The sequence below is a fragment of the Actinomyces sp. ICM47 genome, assembly GCF_000278725.1.
Classification (GTDB): domain Bacteria; phylum Actinomycetota; class Actinomycetes; order Actinomycetales; family Actinomycetaceae; genus Pauljensenia.
On sequence record NZ_ALCA01000110.1, the window covers coordinates 1 to 14651 of the forward strand.

At 63.8% G+C, this 14651-nt stretch carries 15 protein-coding genes; all 15 read left to right on the top strand.

The features are described from left to right. Positions 1 to 372: 372 nt before the first annotated feature. The 15 genes from HMPREF1136_RS07670 to HMPREF1136_RS07740 all read left to right on the top strand — a co-directional run bounded on the left by HMPREF1136_RS07670 (position 373) and on the right by HMPREF1136_RS07740 (position 14640). A complete protein-coding gene (locus tag HMPREF1136_RS07670; protein WP_232204195.1) occupies positions 373 to 1272 on the top strand; it encodes a DUF5129 domain-containing protein in 900 nt (299 codons plus the stop codon). A gap of 84 nt (positions 1273 to 1356) precedes the next feature. Beyond that, positions 1357 to 3021 carry a DUF5129 domain-containing protein gene (locus HMPREF1136_RS07675; protein WP_156791863.1) on the top strand — a complete coding sequence of 555 codons (1665 nt, stop codon included), beginning with the start codon at positions 1357 to 1359 and terminating at the stop codon, positions 3019 to 3021. 96 nt (positions 3022 to 3117) lie between these two features. Beyond that, positions 3118 to 4821, top strand: a complete 1704-nt coding sequence (locus HMPREF1136_RS07680) for a DUF5129 domain-containing protein (protein ID WP_083836273.1) — start codon at positions 3118 to 3120, stop codon at positions 4819 to 4821. 213 nt (positions 4822 to 5034) lie between these two features. After that, positions 5035 to 5256 carry a 50S ribosomal protein L31 gene (gene rpmE, locus HMPREF1136_RS07685; RefSeq protein ID WP_009648831.1) on the top strand — a complete coding sequence of 74 codons (222 nt, stop codon included), beginning with the start codon at positions 5035 to 5037 and terminating at the stop codon, positions 5254 to 5256. Positions 5257 to 5354: 98 nt separating this feature from the next. Continuing rightward, the gene (prfA, locus tag HMPREF1136_RS07690) at positions 5355 to 6449 is read left to right on the top strand and encodes a peptide chain release factor 1 (protein ID WP_009648837.1); all 1095 of its coding nucleotides are present in this window, start codon (positions 5355 to 5357) and stop codon (positions 6447 to 6449) included. After that, positions 6446 to 7327: a N5-glutamine methyltransferase family protein gene (locus HMPREF1136_RS07695; RefSeq protein ID WP_034505404.1), complete on the top strand. Its 882-nt coding sequence runs from the start codon at positions 6446 to 6448 to the stop codon at positions 7325 to 7327. The genes prfA and HMPREF1136_RS07695 overlap by 4 nt, the downstream gene beginning before the upstream one ends. A gap of 34 nt (positions 7328 to 7361) precedes the next feature. Continuing rightward, the gene (locus tag HMPREF1136_RS07700; RefSeq protein WP_009648830.1) at positions 7362 to 8027 is read left to right on the top strand and encodes an L-threonylcarbamoyladenylate synthase; all 666 of its coding nucleotides are present in this window, start codon (positions 7362 to 7364) and stop codon (positions 8025 to 8027) included. Further along, on the top strand, positions 8024 to 9124 hold the full coding sequence (locus HMPREF1136_RS07705; protein WP_009648822.1) for an MraY family glycosyltransferase: 1101 nt from the start codon (positions 8024 to 8026) through the stop codon (positions 9122 to 9124). Before HMPREF1136_RS07700 ends, HMPREF1136_RS07705 begins: the two co-directional genes overlap by 4 nt. Next, positions 9121 to 9414, top strand: a complete 294-nt coding sequence (locus HMPREF1136_RS07710) for a hypothetical protein (RefSeq protein ID WP_009648829.1) — start codon at positions 9121 to 9123, stop codon at positions 9412 to 9414. The genes HMPREF1136_RS07705 and HMPREF1136_RS07710 overlap by 4 nt, the downstream gene beginning before the upstream one ends. 81 nt (positions 9415 to 9495) lie before the next feature. Continuing rightward, positions 9496 to 10389, top strand: a complete 894-nt coding sequence (gene atpB / locus HMPREF1136_RS07715; RefSeq protein ID WP_009648788.1) for a F0F1 ATP synthase subunit A — start codon at positions 9496 to 9498, stop codon at positions 10387 to 10389. Between the two features lie 41 nt (positions 10390 to 10430). Continuing rightward, entirely contained in the window at positions 10431 to 10640 is a 210-nt protein-coding gene (gene atpE, locus HMPREF1136_RS07720; RefSeq protein WP_009648812.1) for an ATP synthase F0 subunit C, read from the top strand. A 5-nt stretch (positions 10641 to 10645) separates the two neighbouring features. Next, complete coding sequence (gene atpF / locus HMPREF1136_RS07725) at positions 10646 to 11206, top strand: F0F1 ATP synthase subunit B (RefSeq protein ID WP_009648809.1); 561 nt, start codon at positions 10646 to 10648, stop codon at positions 11204 to 11206. Next, a complete protein-coding gene (locus HMPREF1136_RS07730; protein ID WP_009648801.1) occupies positions 11203 to 12021 on the top strand; it encodes a F0F1 ATP synthase subunit delta in 819 nt (272 codons plus the stop codon). The genes atpF and HMPREF1136_RS07730 overlap by 4 nt, the downstream gene beginning before the upstream one ends. A gap of 48 nt (positions 12022 to 12069) precedes the next feature. Then, on the top strand, positions 12070 to 13707 hold the full coding sequence (atpA, locus tag HMPREF1136_RS07735) for a F0F1 ATP synthase subunit alpha (protein WP_009648804.1): 1638 nt from the start codon (positions 12070 to 12072) through the stop codon (positions 13705 to 13707). Between the two features lie 3 nt (positions 13708 to 13710). Further along, positions 13711 to 14640, top strand: a complete 930-nt coding sequence (locus tag HMPREF1136_RS07740; protein WP_009648838.1) for a F0F1 ATP synthase subunit gamma — start codon at positions 13711 to 13713, stop codon at positions 14638 to 14640. Positions 14641 to 14651 lie beyond the last annotated feature (11 nt).

The window sequence follows — 14651 nt, forward strand, 5'->3', positions numbered from 1 at the left end:
GCGGGGCGAGTGGCGAGAGCCGCTCGCCCCGTTTTCTTGGTCGGGCGCGCGCGTCAATACCGGGCAACCGACTGTGGTGTGTGCCAGAGTTGGGGTATGGCGGACACGACACCGAACGAGAGCGATGAACAGGCTACGCGGGAAACCTCGCGCCGGTTGTGGAGTGGCGTGCGTGGTTGTTTGCGTCTCGTGCTGGGGCTTTTCCTTGTCCTCGCGGCTCCTCTTCAGCTGGGAATCGCCATGTATGCCCAGGCCCATCACGGGATGGGGGATGCGGTGGAATGGCCGAATTGGACCGGCTGGATCATGGTGTTGTGCGGAATAGGCGTGCTGTGGCACGGTTGGAATCTTCGGTGCTCGGGACGTCAGAAAATGACGTTGATCGCAGAAAAATGGGCGGCCCTGGAGGGACAGCGCGGGCAGGTCGAGCGTGTGTTCTCCTCGCTCGTCAGTGCCGGGCACTACGAGGCCGGTCTGTCAGCGCGCTACGAGCGCGCCCAAGCCGAACACGCCAGGGTCGGCGCTCGAATCGCCGATTACCAGCCACCGGGTTTCTTCGCTTCGCTTAGCGAGACATCAAGAGGCGACGGTGATGAGATTCTTGCGGGCATTGCTCGCTTGGCGGATGCGGATGCCGCAATCATGGCTGCGCGCGACTTCTTCGCGTGTGCGCCCGGCTGGCGCGACGTGTGGAGCAACGAGGTCGGGCCGGTCTTTGAAGACTTGGACGTTCTCGACGACGTCGCGGATACCCTCGAAGGAATGGGCACGGATCCGCGCATCACGGCGGATGTAGAGGCTTTCAGAGAGCGTGTGGGTGATCATAAAGACACTGTGCACGACCTCGGGAAGCGCCTTGAGGGCGGGCAGATCGCTCCCGCCCAGGCGCTGGAAGAACTCGACCGGATCGCCAACGACGCGCGCACGCGCGTTGCCGAGCTCATCGAGGCGACGCTCGCAACCGATGCCTCGTCTCAGGGACGCGAACGTTACGCGAGGTGGAAGGGCACGGGCATCAGCCTGACCGCGGCTAACGCCGAGTACGACGAAGAGTACTGGAGCGAGGAAGCGGACGCTGACATCGAATACAACCCGGCAGCCACGATCCGACTGATCACAAACTCCGCAGGCGTTAACCTGGAAGGGCTGCCAGCCCCGGCGTCTGGTGTCCTGACGGCTGGTCGCTCGTTCGTCTATCTGCTGCCGATGTATCTTGACCGATACCTGACTAAGAATGTGGACGGCAGTGGCGACGCTTCCTCGTCGGCCTGAGCGGACTGAGGCGACATGTCATCCTTGTTGGTGCAAGCATGAGCGTACCGAGCGATTGCGTGGCGACCATGGCACAGTGAACACATGACTTCTGCGACGACTGATTCGGCACCCGAGGAACGCGGGCACATGTCACTGCGAGGCTTCCGGCGCTCGGCGCGAGGGATAGGCCGGATTCTGCTGGGTGTCGTTATGGTGATCTTTGTTCCCGCGTGGCTGGTATTCGCCGTCGTTGACTACAGTCAGCACACGGTGCTGACAAACGAGCTGGTTGCTCCATCCGTCGACGTGCATGATGAGACGGGAAGCTTCGAGCTGATCGACGGTCGTACGCTGACAGACACTCTCGGTGGCGTCAGGTTCGCGCGTCCCATTCACCTCGTCATCTTGTCAACGGACGACCTGGTGGGCGGCAACCTCGACGAGGCGACCCTCACGTACGCGCGGGCGGGGCATCAGGAGTGGATGTCGCCCAGTGGGTATAAGTGGGCCGACGGCTACCTGATCCTGTCGGTGTCGCCGACCCACCGTAAGGTGGGGACTTACTTCGGCGAGGACATTGCCCCAGTGTTGTCCGTCCAAAAGGAGATTCAGGACGCTGCGAAGGCTGATTTCCGGGCGGGTCGCTGGAGTCAAGGAATAGTCGCGGCGGCGACGACGGCAGCTGAGTACATTCCGAGCGAAGCAGGCCGGAGTATTGAGAACAGAGTCATCTGGCCTCATTGGACGTGGTGGCTCATCTCGCTTGCGGGTATCGGTGTTCTCGTGCGTGGGTGGAGCCTGCATCAGAAGGTGCAAGATAGCTCAAAACGCATTGCCGAGGCGTGGAGCGATATGGAGAAGCGCCGCTCAGAGGTGGATCGTACCTTCCACTCGATCATCGATGCGGGCTATTACAACAAGGGGCTGACCGTTCGCTACGGGTGCGCCAACCAAGAGCGCAAAAGGGTGCGCGAGCGCGTTGCTGTTCTGAAGTCCCCGGGGTTCTTCGGTTCCTTCAGCGCCGAGTCAGCACGCGAGAGAGAAGAGCTGGCCGCAGACATCGAACGTCTGTCGAGCGCTTACGACGCGATCATCGCCGCGCGTGACTTTTTCGCGCTGGCTCCGGGATGGCATACCCTGTGGGACAACGAGGTGGGTCCGGTCTTCGAAGATCTGTTGGCGGCGGACGTCGTCTCGATCAAGGTGCGAAAGCGAGTGAAAAAGCGAGAGGTCGTACGTAAGGTGGAGGAGCTAAACCGTTGGACGAATGACCAGCGCGACATCATCGTTGGACTCAGGACCAGCCTGGAGCGCGCTGAGGTGAGTCCGGGCGAGGCGCTCTATGAGCTGGATCGAATCGCGAACGAGGCCCGGGCGCGCCTGACACGGCTCATTGAACAGGCGCTTGATGCTGACACCTCCTCGGTTGGGCGCGAGCGCTACGAGCGGTGGAAACGCAACAAAGGTGGCACTGTGAGCGCCCATGATGTGCTCTACAAGGGCAGGTATCTCAGTGTCGGGCGCAGCCACGAGTACGATCCCGCCTCGACGATCCGTCTGACCGCAAATTCTGCGGGCGTGCGCCTCACAGGAAAGGCTGCGGAAAGGTCTGGTCGTTTCCAGGCGAACAACGTGTCCGTCTGGGCGTATCCGACGTATCTCGACCGCTACGTCGACGACGAACCATCCAGCTCCGCGACCAGCTTCGCGGACTATGGTTCCTCTTCGGGTGGCTTCTCAGGCTCGGGCTCGTCCTCGTCATTTTGAGAGTCATAGCGGTCGTGTACGGCGCCCATCAGACTGCTTGACAGAAGGAATGCGATATACCGAGCAACCGACTGTTATTCATGCCAGAGTGGAGCCATGACATCTATGACACTCGACGGGGCTGACAGGGAAGCGGAGCGTCCACCCGCATCCTTGCGCGCCCTGCGCTTCGTGGCCGGTCTCCTCCTATTCCTCGTCGCGCCCGTGTGGTTGGGCGCTGCCTACTACGTCAATGTTCATGCGGCACCGAAGCCCAGTGACCCGGTCACGCCCGTCGTGGAGGTCCACGACGAGACGGGGAGTTTTCGTGACATCGGCGGTCAGCCCCTGAATGCCGTCCTCGAGGACGTTCGTTTCACGCGCGCCGTTCACCTCGTAGTCCTGTCGACGGATAGTCTCAGCGGCGACGACATGGATCAGGCGGTGGTCACCTATGCGCGCGCCAATCATCCGGAGTGGCTGAGCGCGGGTGGATCGACCTGGGCGAATGGGTATGTAATCCTGGTCGTGTCGCCCGCTGATCATATGGTGGGCACCTACGTGGGCGATGATGTCGTTCTTCCCCTGGCTGCTCAGAAGGACGTCCAGGATGCGGCGAAGGATGACTTCCGCAATGGGCGTTGGAGCGAAGGCATCGTCGCCGCAGTGAACAAGGCAGCGGCGCTGATCCCGGGAGAGAACACTCAGCGTCGGGGGAATATCGTTCCGTGGCCTCCCCTTTACGCGTGGACGACGACGGCCGCCGGAATCGTCGTCTGGTTGATCGGAGGGACAGCCCGCCGTCGGCCAAACGAGGTCGCGAGGCCGCTCTCCGAACAGTGGAACGCTATGGAAAAGCGTCACATCGGGGTCGAGAGTTCCTTTGCTGCGCTCCTCGCCGAAGGGGGTTATGAGCGTGGTCTGACCGCGCGCTACCAGGCTGCGCGGGCGGAGCGCGAGAAGGTGCGTGCCCGCATCGCCTCGGCTCGGGGGAAACAGGCGACGATGCGGTCGCTCACCCAAGCCTTTCAGGACCTGTCGGACGCGGATGCAGCAATGGAGGCGGCGTGTGAGTTCTTCGCGCTTTCCCCGAACTGGCGCAGCGTGTGGGCCAATGAGGTGGGGCCGGTCTTCGAGGATCTGTACGTGGTGGACCTGGTCGCGCGTACGGCTGCGGACCGAACGAACTATCAGCACGTCATCACCTCGTATGCCGCCCTCAGCGCGTGGACGAACGAGCAGCGCGTGGCCGTGAAGAACCTGCAAGGCAGCATCGAGCGTGCAGAGGTGACACCTGCCACGGCCTTGGAGGGCCTTGACTGGATTGCGAACGAGGCCAGGGGCCGCCTCGCGGTGTTCGTCGAGAACGCGCTGGCGGCCGACACGTCGTGGATGGGACGCAGGCGCTACTCGCGCTGGCAGGCGGGCAAGGGAGAAAAACTCAAGGACTACGATCTGCGTTACATCGGCACGTACTCTGTCGACGGCTGGTCGCACTCCTACAATCCCGCTGTCACGATTCGCCTGACAGCGCACTGTGCGGGCATCGACCTGAGTGGAAGCGCAGCCATCCCATCGGGGCTTTTCATGGCCTACAACGCGCCGGTCTACGTGCCGCCCGCGTACTTCAACCGCTACATCGTCTATGACGGAATCGCGAGATATAGCTTCTCATACGAGACCTACCTGACGTCGCCGGCAAACCTTGGTACAGCGAATGATTATCGCAACCGTAGTCGTGTGAGCCTCTCGTCCTCCCATTCGCACGGCACGTCGAGTTCGGGTGGCTTCCACGGCTCAGGCTCATCCTCGTCGTTCTGAGCAGAGGAGAGGCCGACCTCCATAGCCGATCTCACGCTCACCTGATGGTGTCCATCTTTGAAGGCGTTGGGCTGCTGTGCCATAATGACATGTCGGCTTACCGGTTCACCGGCATGCCCCAGGCGCTTGCGCGCGCTGGAGGGCGAATCCCCGTCAGATGCGAGGAACGCTGCATGTCCGGACCCGGGGCACCAAACGATCCAGGAGAATCCCATGCGTAAGGGCATCCACCCCGAATACGTGGACACCGTCGTGACCTGCACGTGCGGCAACTCGTTCCACACCCGTTCCACGCTCACCTCCGGCGAGATGCGCGTGGACGTGTGCTCGGCCTGCCACCCGTTCTACACGGGCAAGCAGAAGATCCTCGACACCGGCGGCCGCGTCGCCAAGTTCGAGGCTCGCTACGGCAAGCGCGTGCGCCCCTCGAAGTGATGAGGGTGAGCGGATAGCTCGACGGCGGTGTCGTCGGCCTGAAGGCTGGCGGCGCCGCCGCTTTTTCAAACGTTTGACTCGTAAGGATGTGGTGAATCGTGGCCGCGACGGATGAGCTGGGCGCACTGGGCCCGTTGTTGGAGGAGTATGCGCAGGTGGAGGCCCAGATGGCTGATCCACAGACGCTGACGAACCCCCAGCTGATGCGCCGCGTCGGTCGCCGGTACGCTGAGCTTGGCCGCGTCAAGGCCGCTGCTGATCGGCTGAGCACGGCGGCGGGGGACCTTGAGGCTGCCCGCGAACTGGCTGCCGAAGACCGATCCTTCGCTGACGAGATTCCAGCTCTCGAAGAAGAGGAAGCAGCGGCTCACGAGGCCCTCGTCAAAATCCTGGCTCCTCGCGATCCCGAGGATGCGATGGACGTCATCCTCGAAATCAAAGCCGGTGAAGGCGGCGAAGAATCTGCGCTGTTTGCCTCCGACCTGGCGCGCATGTACGGCCGCTACGCCGAGGCACACGGCTGGAGCGTTACCGAGTTGAGCGCGACCCATACGGAGCTCGGCGGTTTCAAGGACATCACGCTTGCGATCCGCGCGAAGGGCACGCCCGCCCCCGACGAGGGTGTGTGGGCCCACCTCAAATACGAGGGCGGCGTCCACCGCGTGCAGCGCGTGCCCGTCACCGAATCCCAGGGACGTATCCACACGAGCGCCGTCGGTGTCTTCGTCATGCCGGAGATCGAGGACGACGACGAGATCGTCATCGACCCTAACGACCTGCGTATCGACGTCTACCGTTCGAGCGGCCCCGGCGGCCAGTCCGTCAACACGACCGACTCTGCCGTGCGTATCACCCACCTTCCCTCGGGCATCGTCGTGTCGATGCAGAATGAGAAGTCTCAGCTGCAAAACAAGGAAGCGGCCCTGCGTGTCCTCGCCTCTCGCCTCGCTGCGGAGGCCCGTGCGAAGAAGGAGGCCGAGGCCTCGGCCCAGCGCCTGTCCCAGGTGCGCACCGTGGATCGCTCCGAGCGCATCCGCACCTACAACTTCCCGGAGAATCGCATCGCGGATCACCGTACGGGCTTCAAGGCCCACAACCTCGACGCCGTCCTGTCGGGCGCGCTCGATGCCGTCATTTCCTCCCTGCAGGAGGCTGATGAGGCCGAACGCCTGGCCGCTGCCGCGAACGCATGAGCGCGCAGGTGGAGGGTCAGTGGGGACTGCACGAGGCGCGGGCGTGGGCGCGCGCACGCCTGGACGAGGCCGGGGTTGACTCGGTCGACGCCGACGTGCGCGAGCTCCTCGAGTGGGCGTGCGACGTCACCACGCAGTGGGATCTACCCACCGTCCTCGATCCCGAACAGGCGGAGAAGCTGCGCGGCGGCGTAGCAGAGAGAGCCCTGCGTATTCCCCTCCAGCACGTCACGGGACGCATGTTTTTCCGCTCGCTGGTCCTGACCGCAATGCCCGGCGTGTTCATCGTGCGCCCGGAGACAGAGGTCCTGGCGGGCCTGGCCATTGACGAGGCGCGCTCCGTCGTGGGTACCCGCGGCGAGGCGCGCGTCGTCGACCTGTGCACCGGCTCCGGGGCGATCGCGCTGGCCGTTGCCACCGAGGCCGCGCGCACCGAAGTGTGGGCCGTCGAAAAGGAACCGGATCCTTTCGCCTTGGCCTGCCATAACCGTGACCGTATCGGCGCGCGCGGCGTGCACCTGGAACGCGGCGACGCAACGAACCTAGCGACCCTCCACTTCCTGAACGGTCTGGTCGACGTGGTCGTCACCAACCCGCCCTATGTTCCAGCCGACGAGATGCCCACCCAGCCCGAGGCCAGCGCCGATCCGCATTCGGCCCTCTACGGGGGAAGCGAGGACGGACTGGATATTCCCGCGCGGATCATCCGCCGTGCCCTCACGCTGCTACGGCCTGGCGGCCTGCTCCTGATGGAGCACTCGCCCAGCCAGGACGAGGCGCTGCGCGCTTACGCGACCTCTGTCGGAATGGTTGACGCCGCGACCGAGGCCGACTTGACCGGTCGTATGCGCTTCCTGCGCGCCCGCACGCCCCGCTGATACCTCGCCCGCGATCCGTGACACAATAGCACCGATGAGTACTGAGACGATCCTGAGCGCAACACCGAACCTTGAGGCCGACGCGCTAGCGCACGCAATCCGCGAACTGAACGACGGCCGCGTCCTCATCGTTCCCACGGACACCGTCTACGGAATCGGATGCGACGCCTCCAACCCCGATGCCGTGAGCACGGTGCTGGCCGCCAAGGGGCGCGGTCGTCAGATGCCACCGCCTGTCCTCGTCGCGTCGGTCGACGCCATCGATTCCCTGTGCGTCGATGTTCCCGACTATGCGCGAGCCCTCGCGCGCGCCTTCTGGCCCGGCGGACTCACGCTCATCCTGCGTGCCCGCCCCGACCTCGGGTGGGACCTGGGGGAAACCGGCGGCACCATCGGCGTGCGCATGCCGAACCAGGACGCGCTCCTGACCCTTCTGCGTGACTTCGGCCCCATGGCGGTGACCTCCGCGAACCTGACCGGCCACCCGCCGGCCACGTCAGTCCAGCAGGCCATCGGTTACTTCGGCACCTCCGTCGCGGCCTATCTCGACGGCGGACCCACCCGGGGGACCACGGCCTCGTCCATCGTCGACTGTGCCCACGGCGACCCTCGCGTTATCCGCCTGGGGACCATCAGCCTCGCCGACCTGAGCGCGGTCGCCGACATGCCCATTCGGGAAACGGAGGGACGCCACCCGTGAAGGTTTACCTGCTGCTCGCCGCCATGGCAATGGCCTTGACGATCCTGCTGACCCCAGCTGTGCGCTGGGCCTGCCTGCGCTTTCATATCCTGCCGCCCGTGCGCGGGCGCGACATCCAAAAGACCCCGATCCCGCGCCTCGGCGGCGTCGCCATGACCATCGCGCTTATCGTCACAATGCTCGTCGCCTCGCGCATCCCCTACATGGCACCGCTGTTTACGACCACTGTCCCGTGGGCCGTCATGGCTGGTGCCGGTGCCATGTGCGTCCTCGGCGTCATCGACGACATCATCGAGCTCGACTGGATGGCTAAGCTCGGCGGGCAAGTCCTCATCGCGGGCGGCATGGCTTTCGGCGGCGTCCAGCTCGCGTCCTTCCCGATTTTCGGTATCACGCTGGGTTCCTCAAGGCTCTGGCTTTTCATCTCCGTCCTGTTCATCGTCGGCATCATGAACGCCGTCAACTTCATCGATGGACTCGACGGCCTGGCCTCCGGCATGATCGCAATCGGTGCCGGATCCTTCTTCATCTACTCGTACGTCATCACGCGCCTCATGGGGGCTGCCTCCTACGCGACAACCGCGAGCCTCATCGTTATTGCTCTCGTCGGAGTATGCGCGGGCTTTCTCTGGTTCAACTTCCACCCGTCCTCGATCATGATGGGTGGGGGAGCGGAGACCATGGGCCTCGTTCTGGCTGCCGTCGGCATCATCGTCACCGGCAAAATCGACCCGTCACTGCTCGGACGTCAGCAGGTAATCGTCTCAGCCCTGCCGCTCATCCTGCCGATGGCCGTTATCTTCATGCCTGTCGCCGACCTCGTCGTCACCTCCGTGCGACGGATGAGCCGTGGAAAGAGTCCATTCATCGCTGACCGCTCACATTTCCATGACCGCCTCCTCGTCGCCGGGCACTCCCACCGCGGCGTCGTGGCAATCCTGTGGATGTGGACCGCCATCGTGTGTCTCCCTTCCGCCGGGCTACTTGGCTTCGCGTGGTGGAAGGTCGCTTTAGGGGCGGTCATTGCGGCCGCCGTGGGTGTCACAGTCACGACTCGCGAATTTCCGAAGGACGAGATCGGGACGGACGTAGCATGACCTATCTCCTGGCCCTCGTCATGGTCGCCGTCATTTGTGGTGCCCAGTGGTTCTTCACCTCACGTGCTCTGGCCTCACCCGCCCGCTTCCTCGCGTGGGTGAGCGGCGGATATGTCGCGAAAATCGCACTGCTTGCCCTGGGCCTGTATGTTCCGCGCATGCTCGGTATGGACGTGCGCATTGCCGCCATTGCAACGATTATCGCCATCATTGTGTCCTCGAGCGTTGAGATGATCGTCATGGCCCGTAGGCGTACGATGAACGTGGATCCGCACCCTCACAACGACTAACTATTGCGCGCGCCGCGGGCGCGCTGATCTGTATAGAATGGAACAAGTTGCTCGTGAGGCAACACAACCAATGGAGTTCCGATGAAGGAGGCACGTTCCGTGTCCAATAACGCGCCCGCTCGCCGCGCTTCCGCGTCCAAGCCGCGCTGGTACTGGGTGAGCCTCGCGATCCTGCTCCTCATCATTGGCGCGACCGCCTACCCGGCGTTCACCCAGCATCCTCACCAGCCCGCCCTGGAGGACTTCTTCCCCTCGGTGATCTTCGGTGAGGGAACCTTTTACGAGTTCAACCGCCTGACTTTGGCCCGTGTCATCATGGGCGTGCTCGTGTGCCTCGTGCTGGTGGCCGTTGCGCGTAAGCCGAAGCTCGTTCCCACCCGCGGACAGATGGCCGTCGAGGCCATCGCCGGCTACATCCGCGACAACGTCGCCCTCGACATGCTGGGTCCGAAGACGGGCCGCAAGTTCTCCGGCTTCATCGCTTTCCTCTTCTTCGGTGTCCTGTCCATGAACATCGCGGGCATCATCCCGGGCATCAACATCGCCGCCTCGTCGGTGGTCGCCGTTCCGATGTTCTTCGCTCTCATCACGTACGTCACCTTCATCGGTGCGGGCATCGGCAAGCAGGGAGTGGGCGGCTTCTTCGCATCCCAGCTCTTCCCGCCTGGGCTGCCCGTTCCGATGTACCTCCTGATCACGCCGATCGAGTTCCTGTCGAACTTCATTGTTCGCCCCGTCACGCTGACGCTGCGACTCCTGTGCAACATGATCTCCGGACATCTGCTGCTCGGCATGACCTACTTCGGGACGGCAATTCTGCTCCACGAACTCTCCGTCCTGTCTGCCGCCTCCGCGCTGACCGGTGCCGCCATGTTCGTGATGACCGGCTTCGAGGTCTTCGTGGCCTTCCTGCAGGCATACATCTTCACGATCCTGTCGACCGTGTACATCAAGCTTTCCGTCGAACATCACTGACCCCCAACGCCACCCGGCGTTACTAACAGAAGGAAACCACTATGGGAACCGCAGCATTCGCCTACATCGGCTACGGCCTCGCCACCCTGGGCCCCGGCCTCGGTATCGGCCTCATGGTCGGCAAGAACCAGGAAGCGACCGCCCGTCAGCCCGAGGTTGCTGGCCGTCTCTTCACCAACATGATTATCGGCGCCGGCATGGTTGAGGCCCTCGGCCTCATCGGCTTCGTTATGCCGCTCATCGTTAAGTGATCGCTATGCACCAGATTGTCGCCGCTGCGGACCAGGAGGTCGGCGGCCTCGCCGTCATCCTGCCGCCGCTGTATGAGATTTTCTGGTCGGCTGTCGTTCTGCTTATCGTCCTGCTCCTCGTCGGACGCTACGCGCTGCCTCGCATCTACAAGACGATGGACGAGCGAGCTGCCGCAATCGAGGAAGGTCTCGGTGCTGCCGAGCAAGCGAAGGCCGACCAGGCTGCCGCTGCGCGCGAGCGTGAAGAGATCATCCGCCAGGCACACGCCGAGGCGCACACGATTCGTGAGCGCGCCAACGATGAGGCCAAGGCCATCGTGGCCGCAGCCCGTAACGAGGCAACCAACGAAGCGGGCCGTATCCTCGAGGGTGCGCAGCGCCAGATCCTCGCTGAAAAGCAGGCCGCGGAAATCTCCCTGCGCTCCGAGGTGGGTCTGCTCGCCTCCGAGCTGGCCGAAAAGATCATCGGTGAGCAGCTCACCGACACGGCCCTGACCTCTCGCGTCGTTGATCGTTTCCTTGACGAACTCGAGGCCGACAACGCGCTGGTCGAGGAGAAGCGATGACACAGATGCGCACGATCGAGTCAGTCCCGTTCGCGACCGACCTGGCGGCGGCCCTCGCCACCCCGGGCACCGACGCGATGCGGGTCGCCGAGGACTTCTTCGGCTTGGCCGACCTGTTTAAGGAGAATACTCGTCTCGCGCGTGCGCTGACCGATCCGGCCCGGTCATTGGCGGACAAGCAGTCCCTCGCGAAGGAAGCATTCGCCTCCCACGTGACAACTGCGACGATGACCGTCGTCAACCTTGTCGTCGCCGACCACTGGCGTCGCCCCACTGACGTCGATGACGCACTCGAAGTACTGGGCATCCTCAGCGTCTTGAATGCCGCAGGTGCGAAGGGGGCACTCGACCAGGTCCGTGAGGAACTGTTCCAGGTCCGTTACTTCCTGGACCATAACCGAGAGGTGCGCGTGCGCCTCTCCGACATCTCCACAGGCGACTCGCACGAGCGAGGAGACCTGGCCACGAGCCTGTTTGGCTCGCGAGTCAGCGTGTGGACGATGCGCCTGGTGCGTCGCGCCGTTGGCCGCTCCAACCACGGACGACTCCTGCACAACATCCGCAGGTACGCCCAGTGGGCAGCCACCATGCAGGATCGCCTCTTCGTCACGGTCGCCACGGCCTCGCCGATGACCGAGGCTCAGGTTGACCGTCTGCGAGCCATTCTCGAAAAGCGCTACGGCGTCACCGTTGACCTGGCAATCTCGGTGGATCCCACACTTATCGGAGGCTTCCGCCTGCGCGCCGGTCTGACCGCCATTGACGCGTCGCTGGCCACCAGGATCAGCGCCGCTCGGGACGCCATCGCTAGCTAGCGCCCCTCGTCCATCATTTACTTCACTTTTTCTTAGTTAGGAATCCTCATGGCTGACCTCAGCATCTCCCCGGAGGAAATCCGCGGAGCACTGGACTCCTTCATGGAGTCCTACCGTCCGGCGGACGTGGCCACCGAAGAGGTGGGTCACGTCATCGAAACGGCCGATGGTATTGCCCACGTCGAGGGCCTGCCTGGCACCATGGCAAACGAGCTGCTGCGTTTCGAGGACGGGACGCTGGGCCTGGCCATGAACCTCGACCGGCGTGAGATTGGTGCCGTCGTCCTCGGTGACTTCGGTGGCATTGAAGAAGGACAGCTCGTCCATCGCACGGGCGAGGTCCTCTCCGTTCCCGTTGGTGACGGCTACCTCGGTCGCACGGTTGATCCCCTCGGCCGCCCGATCGACGGTCTCGGTGATATCACGGACCTGGATGGGCGCCGCGCGCTTGAGCTGCAGGCCCCCGGCGTCATGATGCGTAAGAGCGTCCACGAACCCCTCGCCACCGGCCTGAAGGCCATCGACTCGATGATCCCGGTTGGCCGCGGCCAGCGTCAGCTCATCATCGGCGACCGTAAGACCGGTAAGACCGCGATCGCGCTCGACACGATCCTCAACCAGCGTGATAACTGGAAGAGCGGCGACCCGAACAAGCAGGTGCGCTGCATCTACGTAGCGATCGGCCAGAAGGGTTCGACCATCGCCTCCGTGCGTTCCACGCTCGAGGACGCGGGAGCCATGGAGTACACGACCATCGTCGCCTCCCCGGCCTCGGACCCCGCCGGCTACAAGTACATGGCTCCCTACACCGGCTCCGCCATCGGCCAGCACTGGATGTACCAGGGCAAGCACGTCCTCATCGTCTTCGACGATCTGTCCAAGCAGGCCGAGGCCTACCGTGCGGTGTCGCTGCTTCTGCGCCGCCCGCCGGGCCGCGAAGCATACCCCGGCGACGTCTTCTACCTACACTCCCGCCTGCTGGAGCGCTGCGCGAAGCTGTCGGACGCCCTCGGCGGCGGTTCGATGACCGGCCTGCCGATCATCGAGACCAAGGCAAACGACGTGTCGGCGTACATTCCGACGAACGTCATTTCGATCACCGACGGCCAGATCTTCCTGCAGTCCGACCTGTTCAACGCGAATCAGCGTCCCGCCGTCGACGTGGGTATTTCCGTGTCCCGTGTCGGTGGTGCCGCCCAGCCCAAGGCGATGAAGAAGGTCGCCGGTACGCTCAAGCTCACGCTCGCGCAGTACCGCTCGATGGCCGCCTTCGCGATGTTCGCCTCCGACCTGGATGCGGCGACCCGTCGTCAGCTGACCCGCGGCGAGCGCCTCATGGAGCTGCTCAAGCAGCCCCAGTCCACGCCCTACGCCATGGAAGACCAGGTCGCCTCGATTTGGATGGGCACGAACGGCTACCTCGATGACATCGAGGTCGAGGACGTGCTGCGCTTCGAGCGCGGTCTCCTCGACCACCTTCACGCGAACTCCACCGTCCTTGACACGATTGCCGAGACCGGCGACCTGTCTAAGGAGACGGAGGAAGCCCTGAAGAAAGCCGTCGAAGAGTTCCACCGCCAGTGGATCAGCGCCGGGCGCGGTGCTGCCTCCGCGGAGGACGGCGAGGTCGTGGCTGAGCGCACCCGCGAGGAAATCTCGCGCGGTCGCACGAACGAGAAGGCCTAAACGATGGGCGGACAGCAGAGGATCTACAAGCAGCGCATCGCTTCGACGACGACGCTCGCGAAGGTCTTCCGCGCCATGGAGATGATCGCTGCGTCTCGCATTGGCGCGGCGAGGCGCGCTGCCACCGAGGCCGGACCATACGAGAAGGCTCTGACTCAGGCAGTCGCGGCGGTTGCGGTTCATACAGACCTCGACCACCCACTGACCCTGGAACGCGAGGACACCAAGCGTGTTGCGATCCTGGTTGTGGCGTCGGATCGTGGCATGGCCGGAGCCTATTCGGCGACTATCCTGCGTGAGTCGGAGAAGCTTATCTCCGACCTGACGGCTGACGGCTTCGAGCCGTTGCTCTACACCTTCGGGCGCAGGGCGGCTGCCTACTTCCGTTTCCGCGGCGTTACTATCGAACGCGAGTGGGAGGGCGAGTCCGATTCGCCCTCGCCTGAGACCGCGCGTGACATCGCATCCGTGCTGCTCGAGCGCTTCTTGGACCCGGACCCGACGACCGGCGTCGGTTCCCTGCACCTCGTGTACACCCGCTTCAAGACGGTTATGAGCCAGGTGCCCGAGGTGCGTCAGATGCTGCCCCTCACGGTCGTGGACACCCCTGAATCAGACGAGGAACGCGAGGCCGAGCGCGGTTACGCGGATGATCCTGCTTCGGCGCTGCCCGAGTATGAGTTCATCCCGTCGCCCGAAGCGGTCCTGGATACGCTGCTACCTCTCTATGTTGAGGCGCGCATCCACAACGTCCTTCTCCAGTCGGCGGCGTCCGAACTCGCATCGCGTCAGCGTGCGATGCACACGGCAACGGACAACGCTGAGGAACTCATCACGAAGTACACGCGTCTGGCCAACTCGGCCCGCCAGGCGGAAATTACCCAGGAAATCACCGAAATCGTGGGCGGGGCCGACGCTCTGAGCGCGAGCTGACCCCTTCGAGA

What these genes read in the sequence shown, in the direction of transcription:
- HMPREF1136_RS07695 (WP_034505404.1), top strand. Translation starts at nt 6,446, where the DNA reads ATGAGCGCGCAGGTGGAGGGTCAGTGGGGACTGCACGAGGCGCGGGCG.
- HMPREF1136_RS07670 (WP_232204195.1), top strand. Translation starts at nt 373, where the DNA reads ATGACGTTGATCGCAGAAAAATGGGCGGCCCTGGAGGGACAGCGCGGG.
- HMPREF1136_RS07700 (WP_009648830.1), top strand. Translation starts at nt 7,362, where the DNA reads ATGAGTACTGAGACGATCCTGAGCGCAACACCGAACCTTGAGGCCGAC.
- atpB (WP_009648788.1), top strand. Translation starts at nt 9,496, where the DNA reads ATGAAGGAGGCACGTTCCGTGTCCAATAACGCGCCCGCTCGCCGCGCT.
- HMPREF1136_RS07710 (WP_009648829.1), top strand. Translation starts at nt 9,121, where the DNA reads ATGACCTATCTCCTGGCCCTCGTCATGGTCGCCGTCATTTGTGGTGCC.
- atpF (WP_009648809.1), top strand. Translation starts at nt 10,646, where the DNA reads ATGCACCAGATTGTCGCCGCTGCGGACCAGGAGGTCGGCGGCCTCGCC.
- HMPREF1136_RS07675 (WP_156791863.1), top strand. Translation starts at nt 1,357, where the DNA reads ATGACTTCTGCGACGACTGATTCGGCACCCGAGGAACGCGGGCACATG.
- rpmE (WP_009648831.1), top strand. Translation starts at nt 5,035, where the DNA reads ATGCGTAAGGGCATCCACCCCGAATACGTGGACACCGTCGTGACCTGC.
- atpE (WP_009648812.1), top strand. Translation starts at nt 10,431, where the DNA reads ATGGGAACCGCAGCATTCGCCTACATCGGCTACGGCCTCGCCACCCTG.
- HMPREF1136_RS07680 (WP_083836273.1), top strand. Translation starts at nt 3,118, where the DNA reads ATGACATCTATGACACTCGACGGGGCTGACAGGGAAGCGGAGCGTCCA.
- HMPREF1136_RS07740 (WP_009648838.1), top strand. Translation starts at nt 13,711, where the DNA reads ATGGGCGGACAGCAGAGGATCTACAAGCAGCGCATCGCTTCGACGACG.
- HMPREF1136_RS07730 (WP_009648801.1), top strand. Translation starts at nt 11,203, where the DNA reads ATGACACAGATGCGCACGATCGAGTCAGTCCCGTTCGCGACCGACCTG.
- atpA (WP_009648804.1), top strand. Translation starts at nt 12,070, where the DNA reads ATGGCTGACCTCAGCATCTCCCCGGAGGAAATCCGCGGAGCACTGGAC.